16 protein-coding genes and 1 pseudogene are annotated in these 15,811 nt (G+C 73.2%); 9 read left to right on the top strand and 8 right to left on the bottom strand.

What is annotated here, in order from left to right:
* Positions 1–47: 47 nt before the first annotated feature.
* Genes H299_RS40260 through H299_RS0106850 form a run of 3 tightly spaced genes read right to left on the bottom strand, consistent with a single transcriptional unit; the run spans position 48 to position 1,397 of the window.
* Positions 48–299 (bottom strand): hypothetical protein, encoded by a 252-nt coding sequence (locus H299_RS40260; RefSeq protein ID WP_027747809.1) that lies wholly within the window; start codon positions 297–299, stop codon positions 48–50.
* Complete coding sequence (locus H299_RS0106855) at positions 296–814, bottom strand: sigma factor-like helix-turn-helix DNA-binding protein (RefSeq protein WP_027747808.1); 519 nt, start codon at positions 812–814, stop codon at positions 296–298. Before H299_RS0106855 ends, H299_RS40260 begins: the two co-directional genes overlap by 4 nt.
* Positions 815–860: 46 nt before the next feature.
* Positions 861–1,397 (bottom strand): MarR family transcriptional regulator, encoded by a 537-nt coding sequence (locus H299_RS0106850; RefSeq protein WP_027747807.1) that lies wholly within the window; start codon positions 1,395–1,397, stop codon positions 861–863.
* Positions 1,398–1,568: 171 nt separating this feature from the next.
* Here H299_RS0106850 and ilvA point away from each other — a divergent pair, with 171 nt between their 5' ends.
* From ilvA to H299_RS0106835, 3 genes are all read left to right on the top strand, one after another.
* Positions 1,569–2,807, top strand: a complete 1,239-nt coding sequence (ilvA, locus tag H299_RS0106845) for a threonine ammonia-lyase (protein ID WP_027747806.1) — start codon at positions 1,569–1,571, stop codon at positions 2,805–2,807.
* A gap of 292 nt (positions 2,808–3,099) precedes the next feature.
* A complete protein-coding gene (locus tag H299_RS0106840) occupies positions 3,100–4,119 on the top strand; it encodes a daunorubicin resistance protein DrrA family ABC transporter ATP-binding protein (protein ID WP_027747805.1) in 1,020 nt (339 codons plus the stop codon).
* The gene (locus tag H299_RS0106835; RefSeq protein WP_027747804.1) at positions 4,116–4,985 is read left to right on the top strand and encodes an ABC transporter permease; all 870 of its coding nucleotides are present in this window, start codon (positions 4,116–4,118) and stop codon (positions 4,983–4,985) included. The genes H299_RS0106840 and H299_RS0106835 overlap by 4 nt, the downstream gene beginning before the upstream one ends.
* A 76-nt stretch (positions 4,986–5,061) precedes the next feature.
* Here H299_RS0106835 and H299_RS0106830 read toward each other — a convergent pair whose 3' ends face one another.
* From H299_RS0106830 to H299_RS0106815, 4 genes are all read right to left on the bottom strand, one after another.
* A complete protein-coding gene (locus tag H299_RS0106830) occupies positions 5,062–7,620 on the bottom strand; it encodes a protein kinase domain-containing protein (RefSeq protein ID WP_027747803.1) in 2,559 nt (852 codons plus the stop codon).
* Positions 7,621–7,795: 175 nt separating this feature from the next.
* Positions 7,796–10,498 (bottom strand): serine/threonine-protein kinase, encoded by a 2,703-nt coding sequence (locus H299_RS0106825; RefSeq protein ID WP_486587174.1) that lies wholly within the window; start codon positions 10,496–10,498, stop codon positions 7,796–7,798.
* Between the two features lie 186 nt (positions 10,499–10,684).
* On the bottom strand, positions 10,685–11,182 hold the full coding sequence (gene greA / locus H299_RS0106820; protein ID WP_027747801.1) for a transcription elongation factor GreA: 498 nt from the start codon (positions 11,180–11,182) through the stop codon (positions 10,685–10,687).
* Positions 11,183–11,358: 176 nt separating this feature from the next.
* Positions 11,359–11,766 (bottom strand): DUF4307 domain-containing protein, encoded by a 408-nt coding sequence (locus H299_RS0106815; protein ID WP_027747800.1) that lies wholly within the window; start codon positions 11,764–11,766, stop codon positions 11,359–11,361.
* Between the two features lie 109 nt (positions 11,767–11,875).
* On the opposite strand from H299_RS0106815, the gene mca reads away from it, so the two are divergent.
* The 6 genes and pseudogenes from mca to H299_RS0106785 all read left to right on the top strand — a co-directional run bounded on the left by mca (position 11,876) and on the right by H299_RS0106785 (position 15,232).
* Complete coding sequence (mca, locus tag H299_RS0106810) at positions 11,876–12,748, top strand: mycothiol conjugate amidase Mca (protein WP_027747799.1); 873 nt, start codon at positions 11,876–11,878, stop codon at positions 12,746–12,748.
* A 3-nt stretch (positions 12,749–12,751) separates the two neighbouring features.
* Entirely contained in the window at positions 12,752–13,045 is a 294-nt protein-coding gene (locus H299_RS32600; protein WP_037758085.1) for a hypothetical protein, read from the top strand.
* Between the two features lie 152 nt (positions 13,046–13,197).
* On the top strand, positions 13,198–13,866 hold the full coding sequence (msrA, locus tag H299_RS0106800; protein ID WP_027747798.1) for a peptide-methionine (S)-S-oxide reductase MsrA: 669 nt from the start codon (positions 13,198–13,200) through the stop codon (positions 13,864–13,866).
* Positions 13,867–13,959: 93 nt separating this feature from the next.
* A complete protein-coding gene (locus H299_RS0106795) occupies positions 13,960–14,322 on the top strand; it encodes a cupin domain-containing protein (protein WP_027747797.1) in 363 nt (120 codons plus the stop codon).
* 29 nt (positions 14,323–14,351) lie between these two features.
* A pseudogene (locus tag H299_RS38085) lies at positions 14,352–14,546 on the top strand (response regulator transcription factor); the annotation flags it as partial.
* A gap of 146 nt (positions 14,547–14,692) precedes the next feature.
* Positions 14,693–15,232, top strand: a complete 540-nt coding sequence (locus H299_RS0106785; RefSeq protein ID WP_027747796.1) for a DinB family protein — start codon at positions 14,693–14,695, stop codon at positions 15,230–15,232.
* A gap of 178 nt (positions 15,233–15,410) precedes the next feature.
* Here the strand turns inward: H299_RS0106785 and H299_RS0106780 are convergent, their stop codons facing one another.
* The gene (locus H299_RS0106780) at positions 15,411–15,788 is read right to left on the bottom strand and encodes a nuclear transport factor 2 family protein (protein ID WP_027747795.1); all 378 of its coding nucleotides are present in this window, start codon (positions 15,786–15,788) and stop codon (positions 15,411–15,413) included.
* Between the last annotated feature and the right edge of the window lie 23 nt (positions 15,789–15,811).

Raw genomic sequence — 15,811 nt, 5'->3', positions numbered from 1 at the left:
CGCGCGCAGCGGCAGTACGGGCCGGGCACGCCAGGCGTGACGGCCCGTCACCACCCCTCGAGCGGCGGCGTGGTCTCCGAGGGCGGCACGTGCCACGGTTCCACCGCCAGGGCCCAGGCTGCGAAGGCGACAGCCGCCAGGACGGCGAGCGCCCACAGCGTCGTACGCAGCGCCAGCCGCCACCGCAGCAGGCGCCCGCCCCGCAGCGCCGCGCGGGCGCCGAGGTCGGCGGGCAGGGGCGCGCCGTCCGCCTCCAGCATCCGGCGGACCTCGTCCTGTCTGCGGTCGGGGAAGCTCACCACGCGCCCTCCACCCTGCGGCGCAGGCCCGCCGCACCGGCCGCGCGCTTCGGCGGCGCGGCCTTTGCGTGGGACAGCCGGGACCGCATGGTGGCCGTCGCCCGCAGGCACAGCGCCCGCACCCGCTCCACGGGCAGCCCGAGCGCGGCGGCGATCTGCCCCTCGGCGACGCCCTCGTACAGCCGCAGCACCAGGATCAGCCGCTCCTGCGGCGGCAGTACGCCCAGCAGGCCGCCGCGCGGGCGCCGGTAGCGCCAGGCGGCGTGCGCGAAGCGGTCGGCCAGCTCCTGCCGGGTGTACTCGTACGGGTCTCCGCCGCGCAGCGCGTCCCACCTGGCGTAGGTACGGGAGAGCGCGGCCAGCAGCAGCCGCTCGGCCGCCGGGGCGGCGCCGGGGCACTCGGCGGTGAGCAGTGTGGCGGTGTGCAGCAGCCGCCCGCCCGCGCCCGCGACGAACGCGTCGAATTCCCGGCCACGACGACGGCGGCCCTCCCCAGCTGCCTGCCGCTCTCGCACGGTGCGCGCCTCCCTCCCCCATGGAACGGCAGGCGCACTGGTCAAATCAAGACGCGGGAGTGACCTGACCTGCGTGCTGTACGCCGTGCAGCGCGACGTTGAAGCGCGTGAGCAGCGTGCAGAAGGCCGTCCGGTCCTCCTCGCTCCAGCCGTCGGTGAGCAGTTCCATCAGCTCGCGCCGCGAGGAGCGGACCTGTTCGAGCCGGGAGGCGCCGCGCGGGGAGAGCTGGAGGACCACGGCGCGGCCGTCCTCGGGGTGCGAGGTGCGTTTGACCAGGCCCGAGTCGACCAGGGGGGCGACCTGCCGGGTGACCGTGGAGGAGTCGATGCCCATCCCTGCGGCGAGCGCCTTGACGCCCATCGGGCCTTCCAGGTCCAGTCTGTTGAGCAGCAGGTAGGCCGCGCGGTCCATGGAGTTGCGGGCCTGTCCGACTCCGCCGAGGCGGGTCTGCTCGGCACGCCGCGCGAAGACCGCGACTTGGTGCTGCATGGCTTCCAGGACCGCGCTGCCGGTGAGTTCCCTCTCGGGCGCGGGAGGCTGGTCGGGGTTGAGTTCTGTCGTCATGTCCGGGTGCGTGGGCATGGCCGGGATGCTCGCTTCTTTGGGGAAGTCCAACTACGTACGACCGAAGTGTGGGGACAGGTTACGCGCCCCTGGGGCGCCCGCGTACCGTCCTGCGCGAACCGGCCGTTCCCCTGGGGTGACGCTCCGCGTTCCGCGCGCCTCGGCGGCGCGGGCTGCCAGACTGGCGGCATGGCCGACCGCACTGCCGAGGGCGACACCCCGGCCCTCCCCGTCTCCGTCGACGACATCCGCAACGCTCAGAAGACGCTGTCCGGCGTCTCCCGGACCACCGCACTGGAGGGCAGCAGGCACCTGACCGGTCTCCTGGGCGCCCCGGTGCACTTCAAGTGCGAGAACCTCCAGCGCACCGGCTCGTTCAAGCTGCGCGGCGCGTACGTGCGCATCGCCGCGATGCCCCCGGAGGAACGCGCGCGCGGCGTCGTCGCCGCCAGCGCCGGGAACCACGCGCAGGGCGTCGCCCTGGCCGCCTCCCTGCTCGGCGTGCGCGCCACGGTGTTCATGCCGGTGGGCGCACCGCTGCCGAAGGTCGCCGCGACCCGGGACTACGGCGCCGAGGTGCGGATGCACGGCCAGGTCGTGGACGAGACGCTGGCCGCCGCGCAGACGTACGCGGAGGAGACCGGCGCCGTCTTCATCCACCCCTTCGACCACCCCGACGTGGTGGCCGGGCAGGGCACGGTGGGGCTGGAGATCCTGGAGCAGTGTCCGGAGGTGCGGACGATCGTCGTCGGGATCGGCGGCGGCGGGCTGGCGGCCGGGATCGCGGTCGCCGTCAAGCAACTGCGGCCGGACGTACGGGTGATCGGCGTGCAGGCAGCGGGCGCGGCGGCCTATCCGCCGTCGCTGGCGGCCGGGCGGCCGGTGGCGCTGGACTCGGTCGCCACGATGGCGGACGGCATCAAGGTGGGCCGCCCCGGGGACGTGCCGTTCCGTATCGTCGGCGCACTGGTGGACGAGGTGCGCACGGTCTCCGAGGACGCGCTCTCCAGCGCGCTGCTGCTCTGCCTGGAGCGGGCCAAGATGGTGGTCGAACCGGCAGGCGCGAGCCCGGTGGCGGCGCTGCTGGCCGACCCGGGCCACTTCGAGGGGCCGGTGGTGGCCGTGCTCTCGGGCGGGAACGTCGACCCGCTCGTCCTCCAGCAGACGCTGCGGCACGGGATGGCGGCGGCGGGGCGCTACCTCTCGCTGCGGCTGCTGCTCACCGACCGGCCGGGCGCCCTGGCGGCGCTGCTGGCGGAGCTGTCCGTGGTCGACGCCAACGTCCTGGACGTACGGCACGTGCGGACCGATCCGCGGCTGGGGCTGGAGGAGGCCGAGGTGGAGCTGCATCTGGAGACGAAGGGGCGGGAGCACTGCGCCGAGGTCGCGGAGGCGCTGCGCGCGGCGGGCTTCACGGTACGGGGCTGAGCGGCGGGGGCGGCGGGCGCTGCGGGCACGACGGGGGCTTCCGGGGGCGACGGGCCACGGCGGGCGCGGCAATGCCTGTTCGCGACAGTCGCGACAGTCGCGAACAGGCATTGACGCGATATATCGCGTCGTGCGAGAGTGGGGCCCGCCGGGATCACCGACGGGCGCGCCCGTGGCACATGCCGGACTCTTCCGGCATACGTAAAATTCCAGGCAGCCCGCGTCCGCTCCGCCGAGCCCCACCCCAGCCACCCCAGCCCGCCACCCACTCCACCCGCAGGGGAGCCGCCACATGCCAGGCGCCATCCACGCAGAGGGTCTCGTCAAGACCTTCGGCGACGTCAAAGCGCTGGACGGCGTCGATCTCGATGTCCCGGAAGGCACCGTCCTCGGCCTTCTAGGGCCGAACGGCGCGGGCAAGACCACCGCCGTGCGCGTACTGACCACGCTGCTCAAACCCGACCGGGGCAAGGCCGTCGTGGCCGGGATCGACGTCCTCCGGCATCCGAACGAGGTGCGCCGCTCGATCGGGCTGTCCGGCCAGTTCGCCGCCGTCGACGAATACCTGACGGGCCGGGAGAACCTCCGGATGGTCGGCCAGCTCTACCAGCTCTCCGGCCGCGACGCGAAGGCGCGCGCCGATGCGCTGCTGGAGCGCTTCCACCTCGCCGACGCGGCCGACCGCACGGCCAAGACCTACTCCGGCGGCATGCGCCGCCGGCTCGACCTGGCCGCCGCGCTGGTCGTCAGCCCGCCGGTGATGTTCATGGACGAGCCGACGACGGGCCTCGACCCGCGCAACCGGCAGGAGCTGTGGGTCGTCATCGAGGAGCTGGTGGCCGGCGGTACGACACTGCTGCTCACCACCCAGTACCTGGAGGAGGCGGACCGCCTCGCGCACGACATCGCGGTCGTCGACCACGGCAAGGTCATCGCCCGCGGCACCTCCGACCAGCTCAAGGCGCGTACGGGCGGCGAGCGGGTCGAGGTCGTCGTGCACGAGCGCGACCACATCCCGCGCGCGGACGGCGTCCTGCACCGCTTCGGCGAGGGGGACACCATGATCGAGGAGCACACCCGCAGGATCACCGTCCCCGTCTCCGGCGGCGCCCGGCTGCTGGCCGAGGTGATCCGCGAACTGGACGCGCAGGGCGTGGAGATCGACGACATCGGGCTGCGCCGCCCCACCCTCGACGACGTCTTCATCTCCCTGACCGGCCACCTCGCCGAGACCACCGGTCCGGCGCCGGACGAGCAGCGGGGCAAGAAGGGCAAGGGGCGCAGGGCGGAGAAGAAGGAGGCCTCGAAGTGACCGTCACCGACAGCCCGAACGCCGCTCCCCAGCGGCCCGTCCCGCTGGCGAAGGGCGGCTTCGGACAGGCCGTCTCCGACTCGCTGATCATCGCCCGGCGCAACCTGCTTCGCATGCGCCGCATCCCCGAGGTCGTCATCTTCGGCCTCATCCAGCCCATCATGTTCGTGGTGCTGTTCAGCTACGTCTTCGGCGGCTCCATCAACATCCCCGGCGCCGGCCTGGACGCGGGCGCCTACCGCGAGTTCCTGATGGGCGGCATCTTCGCGCAGACCGTCACCTTCGCCACGGCGGGCGCGGGCGCGGGCATCGCGGAGGACATGCACAAGGGGCTCATCGACCGCTTCCGCTCACTGCCCATGTCACGCGGCGCGGTGCTCACCGGCCGTACGATCGCCGACCTGGCGCAGACGGCGCTGACCCTGGTCGTGATGGCCGTCGTCGCCCTGATCGTGGGCTGGCGTGCGCACGAGAACCTCCTCAAGGTGCTGGCCGGTTTCGGCCTGCTGCTCCTGCTGGGGTACGCGTTCACCTGGATCGGCGCGCTGATCGGGCTCACGGTGCGCACGCCGGAGGCGGCGACCTCGGGCGGGCTGATCTGGCTCTTCCCGCTCACGTTCATCTCGAACGCCTTCGTGCCCTCGCAGAACATGCCGACCTTCCTCCAGCACATCGCCGACTGGAACCCGTTCAGCGCGACCGTGCAGGCCGCACGCGAGCTGTTCGGCAACATCCCGCCGAACTACCCGGTGCCGGACGCCTGGCCGATGCAGCACCCGGTGCTGGCGTCACTGATCTGGTCGGTCCTGATCATCGCCTTCTTCCGGACGCTGGCGGTGCGCAAGTACAAGTCGGCCACGGCCTGACCGGATGCTGCCCCTGACGCGCCTGCGGCCCCTGCGCCCCCTGACGCACCGGGACGTGCTCGCGGGTCCGGGTGCGTCAGGGGGCGTAGCCCGAGATGACCGTGCCGTCGGCGTAGGAGAGGAAGACCACGCCGCCGACGACCAGCATCGCGGGGTCTCCCGCTGCCTCCTCGGCGCCGTCCTCGTAGCCCCGGTACTCCTTGGTCTGCGCCTGCTGCGCGCCCTCGCGCGCCTCGTTGGCGGTCACCCGGAAGCCGTCGGCCGTCATGGCCCCGTCCCCCACCCGGAACGGCTGCCCCTCGGTGTCCCCGGCGGCGCTGGCCCACAGCCGGTCGCCGGTGCGCACGTCGTAGCCGTACAGCGTCTCCCGGTCCGCCACCATCAGCACGCCCTCGCCGGCGAAGACCGGGTCGGTGAGGATCTCCAGGTCCGGTGCGATGACCTGCTGCCGCTCCAGCGTGGCGCCGTCCAGCACCACCACCCCGCCCCCGCCGTCCGTGGCCGTGCACAGCACCCGGCCGTCGCGGGCCACGGGCGTGTAGCAGCCGCCGGTGTCGGTGCCGCCGCGTGCCGTGCGCTCTCCCGTACGGGCGTCCAGCGCCGTCAGCCTGCCCCCGGCCACCAGGTACACCCGCTCCCCGGACACCACCGGCTGCTGCGGGACCGCGCCGACCGGCACGCTCCACAACTGCTTCCGGTCACCGTCCAGCCGCTGGGCGACCACCCGGCCCGCCGCTTCCTCGTCTCCGCCGAGATAGCTGGTGTAGCGGACGCCGCCGCTGGTCTCCGCGCCCTTGGGCAGGTAGCCGCCGGACGGGTGTGCCTGCCGCCAGACGCGGCTGCCGTCCTTCAGCCGGTAGCCGGTCAGCGCCTGCGGGCCGGTCGCGTAGGCGACGCCGTCCAGTACGGCCGGCGGGTGCGCCGTCATCGGCGTCCCGTCGCCCTGCCCCTCGTGCGTCCACAACTCCTCACCGTCGTCCGCCCGCAGAGCCGTGAGGCCGCCGTCGGTGGCCGCGCAGACGAGGGTGCTCTCGGCGAGGGTGCACGGTCCGGTGCCCTCGGGGGCCGTCGCCCGCCACGGCGACCAGCCTGGCGGGCGGGCGGCTCGGTCGGCGCCCGCGGCACCGAAGTCCCGTGCGTGGCCCGGCCCGCCCAGGGGCAGCACGCGGCGCGCGGTGCCCTGCTCCCCGTCCGCCCCGGCCTCGCCCGCCTCGGGCCCGTCGCCGTCCGTACCGGCGGTGTCCGCGCCTCCGGTCTCCGTGCCTCCGGTGCCGCCGGACTGGCCGGAGCCGCCACCCCGGGGCGCGCCGTCCGGGCCGTCGTCCAGCACGGGCTTCAGCAGTACCGCGCCCAGTACACCCACCAGCACGGCGGCCACCGCGATGAGGGCGACGAGCACCGTACGGCGCGTACCGCCGCGGGAGGCGGGCGGGGTGCCGACCGCGGTGGGCGGGTGGTGCGGCGCGGGCACGACGGTCGGCAGCCCGGCCACGGCCCCGGCGCCCGGGGCGGCGGGCGCGGCGGGTGCGGCCGCGGGCGTGGCCGGTTCGGCTGGGCCTGCCTCACCGCTCGCCTCACCGCCCGCCTCACCCGCAGCTTCGTCAGCTGCTTCGTCGGCTGTGTCCCCGGCTGCGTCCTCGCCGTCCGCCCCGTCCTCGGCCGCCGCCGCGCAGGCCCGCGCCGCGTCCCGGTGCTCCGCGATCAGCGCCAGCACCCCGCCGGGCCAGGGGAACACCTCCGCCGCCCGCTCCGTACCGCCGAAGCTCGCGGTCAGTTCCTCCGCCGTGGGCCGCTCCGCCGGGTCGAGCCGCAGGCAGGCGGCTGCCACCTCCCGCAACTCCTCGGGCATGGCGTCGAGTTCGGCGTCGGCTTGGGTGATCCGGTAGAGGACGGCGCCCATCTCCTCGTCGTCGAACGGCCCCCGCCCCGTCGCCGCGAAGCACAGCACTGCTCCGAGGCAGAAGACGTCGCTGGCGGGCACGATCGCGGCGCTGCCGTCGATGTGCTCGGGCGCCATGAAGCCGGGGCTGCCGACGATGAGGCCGGTCGAGGTCAGTGCCGTCGCGTCGAAGGCGTGCGCGATACCGAAGTCGATGACGCGCGGCCCCTCCGTGGCCAGCAGCACGTTCCCCGGCTTCAGGTCCCGGTGCAGCACCCGCGCGGCGTGGATGGCCGCCAGTGCGCGGGCCAGCGCCTCCCCCAGCGCCCGTACGGCGGGCACCGGCAGCGGCCCGGCCCGCTCCACCGCCTCCGCCAGCGAGGGGCCCGCTACGTACTCGGTGGCCAGCCAGGGGCTCTCGCCCTCCGCGTCCCCGCCCAGCAGCGCGGCGGTGTACGGGCCGCGCACCGCGCGGGCCGCCGCCAGTTCGCGGCGGAAGCGGGTGCGGAAGCCCGCATCCAGGTCGAGGCCCTCGCGGACGGTCTTGACCGCCACCAGCCGCGCCACGTCCGGGCCGTCGGTGCCACCAGCGCCGCCACCGCCACCACCACCGCCACCGGCTGCGGCAGCTTCGGCGTCGTCCGTCGCGCGGATGGCGAGGTGGACCTCGCCCATGCCGCCCGCGCCGAGGCTGCCCAGCAGCCGGTACGGCCCGACGTGCCGGGGTGGCAGGCCGGGCGGGAAGGGTTCCAGCACGGTCGGTTCCTCTCTGGGGCGGTCAGCTCTGGCATGCGGTCTTCGGTCGAGGGCTTCGCGTGCCCGGGCGGCGCACGGGGCCCGCGGCGAGCGGCCGTCGGGCGTGCACCACCCGGGAGAGGCGTGCGCCGCGTACCGCCCGGGCGGCCCGGTGCTCGTGCGGCCGTGCCGGCCGTCAGCCGGGGATCTCCACCGAGGCGGCGGCCCCGTGGTCGTAGACGAGGTGGGCGACGCCCCCGACCGGCAGCACGGCGGGCGGGCGCTGCTCGCGGGCGAGGTCCAGCCCGTCCTTCGGGTCGTACTCGTCCTTGGCCCGGTCACCGGGCGCACCGGGCACCTTGGTGGTGCGCAGGGGTCCGAGGCCGCCGTCCTCGCGGATCGGGATGGTGTACAGGTGCGTGTTGTCCGCGTAGACGATCGTGTCGCCCGCGATCACCGGGCTGGAGGTGGTGGCGGCGTGGTCCAGTCCCGGCGGACGGTGCATCTCGTAGCGGCCGAGGCGTTGGCCGTTCTGCGGGTCGCACACGAGCACCTCGTCCTTGAGGCGGTTGAGGGCGACGATGACCCGCTCGTCGACGGCGGCGACCTCGGAGCCGTCGGGAAGTCCGGCACCGGTCAGCCGCACCTCGCCCCGGGTCGCGAGCGTGGCGGGGTCGAGTTCGTGCAGGGTGAAGGGCAGCCCCTCGGCGGAGCCGACGCCCGGCGCGAGGGTGAACTCCGGGCAGTACGCGGCCTTCTGGCGGACCAGCACGGTGCCGCACCCCCGTGCGGCCTCGCCCACCTGCCCCGTGCTCCGGCCGTCCTGCTGGGCGTAGCCGACGAGCCCCTCCTCGCTCAGCGCGAAGACCCGCCCGTCGGCGAGGGCGACCGGTTCGAACGGGCGCTGCTCGGCGCGGGAGAGGAACGCGTTGCTGAGGGTCTTGCTCCACAGCTTGTCGCCGTCGGCGAGGTCGAACGCGGTGAAGCCGCTGCTCTCCCCCTGCGCGGTCGCCGCGAACACCTTGCCGCCGGCGACCAGCGGCCTGCTCTGCAACCCCATGGAACCACTCGCCGGAGCCTCCCAGCGCTGGTCGCCGGTACGGGCGTCGCGCACCTGGAGGCGGCCGTCGGTCGCGAAGACCACCACGTCGTCGTGGACGGTGGGCTCCGTGCTGCCCGCAGGGACGAAGATGCCGCCCGTCGGGCCGATCTTGATCGACGGGGGGCCGGGGTCTTCGCCGATGTCGTCGAAGCGCCAGAGGCGTTTCCCGTCGGCCGCGTCGCGCACCTCGTACGTACCGTCCACGGCACGGCAGGCGACAACCGACGGTCCGGCCGAGCAGCCCATCACCGGTCCGGAGAAACGGCCCCGCCACGCCTGCCAGCCCTCGGGGCGCTGCGCGCGGCTCTGCGGGACGGTGCCGGAGGAATCGGCCGTGCCCTGGTCGTCGACGCCCGCGATCTCGGCGTCCGGGGAGTCGCCGCCCTTCGGGCCGTCCTCCGCCGAGTCCGCGCCCGCCGCGGGGCTCGCGCCCCCGGCCTGTCCGCCCCCACCGCCACCGCTGTCCCTGGCCGCTACGTACACGCCCACCCCGCCGAGGAGCGCGCCCGCCAAGCACGCGGCGAGGAGCACCGTACGGCGCCGGCGGCGGGCCGGTACGGCGGGGGCGGGCGGCAGGGGCGGTACGGATGCGGCGGGGGCGGGCGGCACTGGTACGGGTACGGGTACGGGCGTCGGTGGTGCCGCCGGGGCGGACATGGTCGGCTGCCGGTGCAGGTCCTCCCCCGCGCCCTCGGTGGGCGTCCGCACCGGCCCGGCGGGCGCCTCCGGCACGGGCAGCAACGGCACCCCGGCCGCCCGCAACTGCTCGGCGTCCCGCCGGAACTCCCCGATGTGGCGGCGCACCGGCTCCGGCCAGACGAAGCTGCTCGGCCCCTCCTCGGCCTCATCCGTGTCCGTACCGCCCGTGTCGGTACCGCCCGCCGCCGTCGCACCCGCGCCGCCGAACAGCTCCCACAGCTCCCCGGCGGACGGCCGGCCCGCCGGATCGACGCTCAGGCAGTCCGCGAGGACCGCGCGCAGCCCCTCGGGTACGGCGCTCAGGTCGGTCTCGGCGCGGGCGACGCGGTAGAGCACGGCGGCCACCGGCCCGTCGCCGAACGGGTCGTCGCCGGTCGCCGCGAAGCACAGCAGCGAGGCCAGGCAGAAGACGTCGGAAGCAGGGCCGACCTTGCGGCTGCCCGCGAGGTGCTCCGGCGACATGAAGCCGGGGGTGCCGACCATCAGGCCCGTCGCGGTCATGGTGGTCGCGCCCTGCGGGCGGGCGATGCCGAAGTCGATCAGCTTGGGCCCGTCGCCGTCCAGCAGCACGTTGCCGGGCTTGAGGTCCCGGTGCAGTATCCGCGCGGCGTGCAGGTCGCGCAGCGCGCCCGCCAGGTGGCGGCCGACGCCCCGTACGACCGTCTCCGGGAGCGGGCCGTCCCGCCGGACGGCCACCCCCAGCGTCGGACCGGGCACGTAGGCGGTGGCCAGCCAGGGGGTCGGCGCGTCGGCGTCGGCGTCCAGGGACGCCGCGACGTAGCGGCTGCGCACCGCGCGGACCACGGCGCTCTCGCGGCGGAAGCGGGTGCGGAAGCTCTCCTCGCGGGCTAGCTCGCGGCGCACGGTCTTGATCGCGACGAACTCGTCCGAGCCGGCGCTGCCCGCGCCGCCCGCAGCACCGCCCGCGCCGCGCGCCCCGTCTGCGTCCCGGTCCCGGTCCCCGCCCCCGGCCGCCGGGCGGCCGAGGAAGACCTCGCCCATGCCGCCCGAGCCCAGCCTGGCCAGCACCTCGTACGGGCCGATCCGCCGCGGTGACGTCTCACGCAACTGCCCCAGCACGCAAAGCCCCCTGTCCACGCGACGCCCACCGCACGGGCGTGTCGCGGCATTTTGGCACAGCGCGGCCAACTGGGCGCACCTCGCACGGCGTTGGCGAGCCACCGCCGGGAAAGGGGCGGTCAGGACAGGCCAGGGGCCGGGTGCGCGTCGCACCCGGCCCCTGTTCGTCCTGCTGCCGGACCGCGCCGGGCGGCCCGGCCGCGGTCAGCTCTGGTAGGGCTTGGTCTCCAGGATCTTCACCGAAGCCAGCTTGCCGTTCGGCAGTTCGTACTGCGCGTCGGCACCGACCTTCTTGCCGTTCACCGCGCTGCCCAGCGGCGACTGCGGCGAATAGGTCTCGATGTTCGAACTCGCGTACTCGCGCGAGGCGAGCAGGAAGGTCAGGGGGTCGTCCTCGTCGCCGTCGAAGGCGATCTTGACGACCATCCCGGGCTCGACGATGCCGTCGTCCGCCAGGGCTCCGCCGACCTGCGCGGACTCGAGCAGCTGCGTCAGCTGCCGCACGCGCAGCTCCTGCTTGCCCTGCTCCTCCTTGGCCGCGTGGTACCCGCCGTTCTCCCGGAGGTCGCCCTCCTCCCGAGCCGCCTCGATCTTCTTGGCGATCTCGGTGCGTGCAGGACCCGACAGGTACTCCAGCTCGGCCTTGAGCTGGTCGTACGCCTCCTGAGTAAGCCAGGTGACGTTGTCGCTGGTCTGGGTCACAGGTCGCTCCTCGTCGGTGCTGGGATATAAAGCAACGCCCTACCCATCAGGCTGCGCCTGGATGGGCGGGCGGAAACTACGAGCCTAACAATTACGGCGGAAAAGGGAAGAAGGACAAACAGACAGTCCGTATCTGGTCGCTGTCTGTCAGGTCCGGAGGCTTCCGGGCGGACCGGTCAGCTCTCGGCGCTCTCGCAGCCGACCAGCTCGGCCGTCGCCGCGCGCGCGGTGGTGCGCACGGTGATCACCGTGTCCACGCGGCTCTCCCCGGCGTCGATCGTGGCGGACTTGCGGCCGACCTCCCGGCCGCTCTCCTCCATGGCGCGCAGCGTGCACACGCCCGGCGTGTCCTGATCCTTGCGGACCTCCACGTGCACCTCCACCGCCTCCGCCGAGACCACCTTGAACTTGATCAACTCGCCGCTGACGTCCGTCCCGGTGATGTACGAGACCCCGAACCAGCCGATCAGACCGAGCATCGCGGCGCCCAGCACCGTACCGATGATCTTCAGCCTGCGGTCCGCGGCGGCGTCGCCGGAGCGGCCGTAGCGGCCCTCGGGCGGCCTCTGCTGCACGGAAACCATGGCTTCTTCCTGTCGGCTGCGGGGCGGGGGCGGATAGGGGAATAGACGAGGGTGCCGCTTGGGTCACTATAGGAGGCGCCTGAAGCGACGAGATGACGAGGACCGGGTCTTGACTGAGCAACTGCGACTGATGGCCGTGCACGCACACCCCGACGACGAGTCGAGCAAGGGCGCGGCGACCATGGCGAAGTACGTGTCCGAGGGGGTGGACGTGCTGGTCGCGACCTGCACCGGTGGTGAGCGCGGCTCCATCCTCAACCCCAAGCTCCAGGGCGACTCCTACATCGAGGAGCACATCCACGAGGTCCGCAAGAAGGAGATGGACGAGGCCCGCGAGATCCTGGGCGTCAAGCAGGCGTGGCTGGGCTTCGTCGACTCCGGTCTCCCCGAGGGCGACCCGCTGCCGCCGCTGCCGGAGGGCTGTTTCGCCCTCCAGGACGTCGAGACGGCGGCGGAACCGCTGGTGAAGCTGATCCGCGAGTTCCGCCCGCAGGTCATCACCACCTACGACGAGAACGGCGGGTACCCGCACCCGGACCACATCATGACGTACAAGATCTCGGTGGAGGCGTTCGACGCCGCGGGCGACCCCGAGCGCTATCCGGACGCCGGGCCCGCCTGGCAGCCGCAGAAGCTCTACTACAACCAGGGCTTCAACCGGCCGCGCACGGTGGCCCTGCACAAAGGGCTGCTGGAGCGGGGCATGGAGTCCCCCTACGGCGAGTGGCTGGAGCGCTGGAAGTCCTTCCAGGCCCGTGAGCGCACGCTCACCACCTACGTACCGTGCGGCGACTTCTTCGAGATCCGCGACAAGGCGCTGATCGCCCACGCCACGCAGATCGACCCGGACGGTGGCTGGTTCCGCGTCCCGATCGACGTGCAGCGGGAGATCTGGCCGACCGAGGAGTACGAGCTGGCGAAGTCCCTCGTGGACACTTCCCTCCCCGAGGACGACCTCTTCGCGGGCATCCGCGAGAATTGACGTATGAGCGCGACACAGAACATGATCCACCTCCTTCCGCTGGCGAAGGAAGTGGACGACAACAAGGTGACGCCGGGCGTGCTGGGCTTCCTCGTCTTCGCGGTCATGGGTCTGGCGGTGTGGATGCTGCTGAGGTCCATGACCAGGGAGATGAAGAAGATCGACTTCGAGGAGGCCCCGGAGCCGGAGCGGACTTCTCCGCAGCGGGGCCGCGTCCCGGCGCCCTCGGGCGCGTCGGCCGCCTCCCGCCCGGACTCCACGAGCCGGGGCACGGACTCGCCCGACGAGCGGCCCTGACCCGGCCCGCCCTGCCCCGGCCCCGTCGGCGGGGGCGGCGGCCCGGTGCGCCTTGATGCGGGCGGGAATTCGGTGACGGCGGCGGACGTTGTGCGGGTGTTGCGGGTGTACCGCGCCACGACCGTGTACGTCCTCTGCCTCTGGAGTTCCGGATGCTCTTCGGCCGCCAAGAAAGCCGCCTCCCCACCTCCGCCGAGGCCCTCCCGGGCCGCTCCGAGCGCCCGTACCAGGTGCCGGACCGGCACACGGTGCTCGGCAACCCGCTGCTCGGCCCCTACCCGCAGGGCCTGGAGACCGCCGACTTCGGCCTCGGCTGCTTCTGGGGCGCCGAGCGCAAGTTCTGGCAGACCGACGGCGTCTGGACGACGCTCGCCGGATACCAGGGCGGCCACACCGAGCACCCGACGTACGACGAGGTGTGTTCCGGCCTGACGGGCCACACGGAGGCGGTCCGCGTCGTCTTCGACCCGTCGAAGGTGTCGTACGACGCGCTGCTGAAGCTCTTCTGGGAGTCGCACGACCCGACCCAGGGCCACCGCCAGGGCAACGACGTCGGCACGCAGTACCGCTCCGCGATCTACACCCACTCCCCCGCGCAGGCGGAGGCCGTCGCCGCGTCCCGCGAGGCGTTCCAGCGGGCCCTGACCACCGCGGGCCACGGCGAGATCACCACGGAGATCCGCCCCGCCGCCGACCTCCCCTTCTACCCGGCCGAGGCGTATCACCAGCAGTACCTGGACAAGCAGCCCGGCGGCTACTGCGGCATCGGCGGGACTGGCGTGAGCTGCCCGACGGGGATCGCGGGGGCCGGCGGCGCCTGAGCCTGGGTTCCCGCACCTCCGGCCGGGGTGCGGGGAGCGCGAGACGGAGAGACGATGGAGGAGTTCACATCATCGCCTCAGGGAAGTGCCGTCATGGCTGGCCTCATCCGCAAAAATCTTGACGCACCCGAGGAAGTCCGCCCGTTCGAAGGCGGCAAAGGCAGGCTTGACCTGGTCAATCTCGAAGCGGGGGCCGTCGGCCGGGGGACGTTCGAACCGGGTTGGCGGTGGTCCGAGCACGTCAAGCCGATCGCTCAGACCGACAGCTGCCAGGCCGCTCACCTGGCGTACTTCGTCTCAGGCCGCATGAAGGTCGTGATGGACGACGGCGAAGAGATGGAGTACGGCCCGGGAGACTTCGCCATCATGCCGCCGGGCCACGATGCCTGGGTCATCGGTGACGAGCCGTGCGTGGTCATCGACTGGCAGGGCTACGCGGACTACGCCAAGCCGTAGCAGCTCCATCCCCCGCGCCGAGCCCTGCCCCGGACCGCGAACGCGAAGTGCTCATGCTGGTCGGGCTCGGCCTGTCCAACCCGGAGATCGCCGCCCGCCTGCACCTGAGCACCGCTACCGCCAAGACCTACCTGACGCGGCTGCTGGCCAAACTGGACGCCCGCGACCGGCTGCACCTGGTCATCCTCGCCTATGAGGCGGGGCTGGTGCCGACTCCTCGGTGAGGAGGCGGAATTCGGGTGGCGCCCCCGGTCACGGAGTGTGCATGCTCGGGGACATGACACATCACGCGGATGCCGGCGCGGAGTCGGCGCCCCAGCACGAGGCAGTGCCCGTGCCCGTGCCCGTGCGGCAGTTCGTCTGGCGGAACATGTTCGCCCACCCCGATGAGGACCCCCGGAGCCAGGGCGGCTTCGCCGACGAGCGTGCGACCCTCGTCGGCTACCTGCGCGACCAGCGGCTGACGCTGGAGATGAAGTGTGCCGGGCTCGGCGCGGAGGCGATGGCCCGACGCTCGGTGCCGCCGTCCACCCTGTCGCTGCTGGGGCTGGTGCGCCACCTGGCCGACGTGGAGCACGGCTGGTTCCGCCGGGTGCTGGCCGGGCAGGGCGGGCCGTGGCCGTACCGTACGGAGGCCGACGGCGACGCCTGCTTCCACGGCGCCGTGCCCGAGCCCGAGGTGGTCTCTGAGGCGTGGCGTACGTGGCGCGCGGAGGTCGCCTTCGCCGAGCGGTTCGTGGCCGAGGCACCGGGGCTCGACCTCACCGGCACGCACAAGGGCGGCGGCACGTACCCGGACGAGCAGGTCTCGCTCCGCGAGGTCCTGGTGCACATGATCGAGGAGTACGCCCGGCACAACGGCCACGCCGACCTCCTGCGCGAGCGGATCGACGGCAGGGTCGGGCAGTAGGTTCCGATCACCCGCTGTCTTCGCAGGTGTGGAGACGTCTCGTACGCTGGCCCCGTGGAGCGGGGAAGCTCACGAGAGGGTTCACCGGGTTGGTGGTCGCCACGGTTGGATGCGCGCTGACGTCCCGCAAGGACCACACCAACGCCCGCCACCTCGGCGTACTCGCCGCCCCGATGGCTCAAGAGGCGGACGGTTCGATCTCCCCCGCGAAGACGATGACCTGGTCGATGAGGCTCCGTCGCAGATGGACGATGTCCGTTCCCGCCAGGCGGGGGCCTCCGTCAGGCGTGGTGAAGACCCACCGGTACCGGGCCCATTCGTCAGGCATGTCCACCGCTGAGCAGCGCACCATCGTGCCGGTCCCCGCCGGGTGGCGCCGGATGTCCAGCACGAACCGCTCGACCGCCGCGATGCCTTCGCTGCGACCCAGCGGTCCCCAGAAGACCACGTCCGAGGTGAGGGCCTGGGAGAGCAGGGCAGTCACGTAGCTGTCGTCCGAGGCGTTGAACGCGGAGATGAACATGTCGATCGCGGAGCGTGCGGTCTCTTCCTGCATGCCCCAGTAATACCAGCCGTTTC

Source organism: Streptomyces sp. CNH287, from assembly GCF_000424825.1.
Note: the sequence above shows the minus strand (reverse complement) of the source record. Positions and strands in the feature narration are given on the sequence as shown.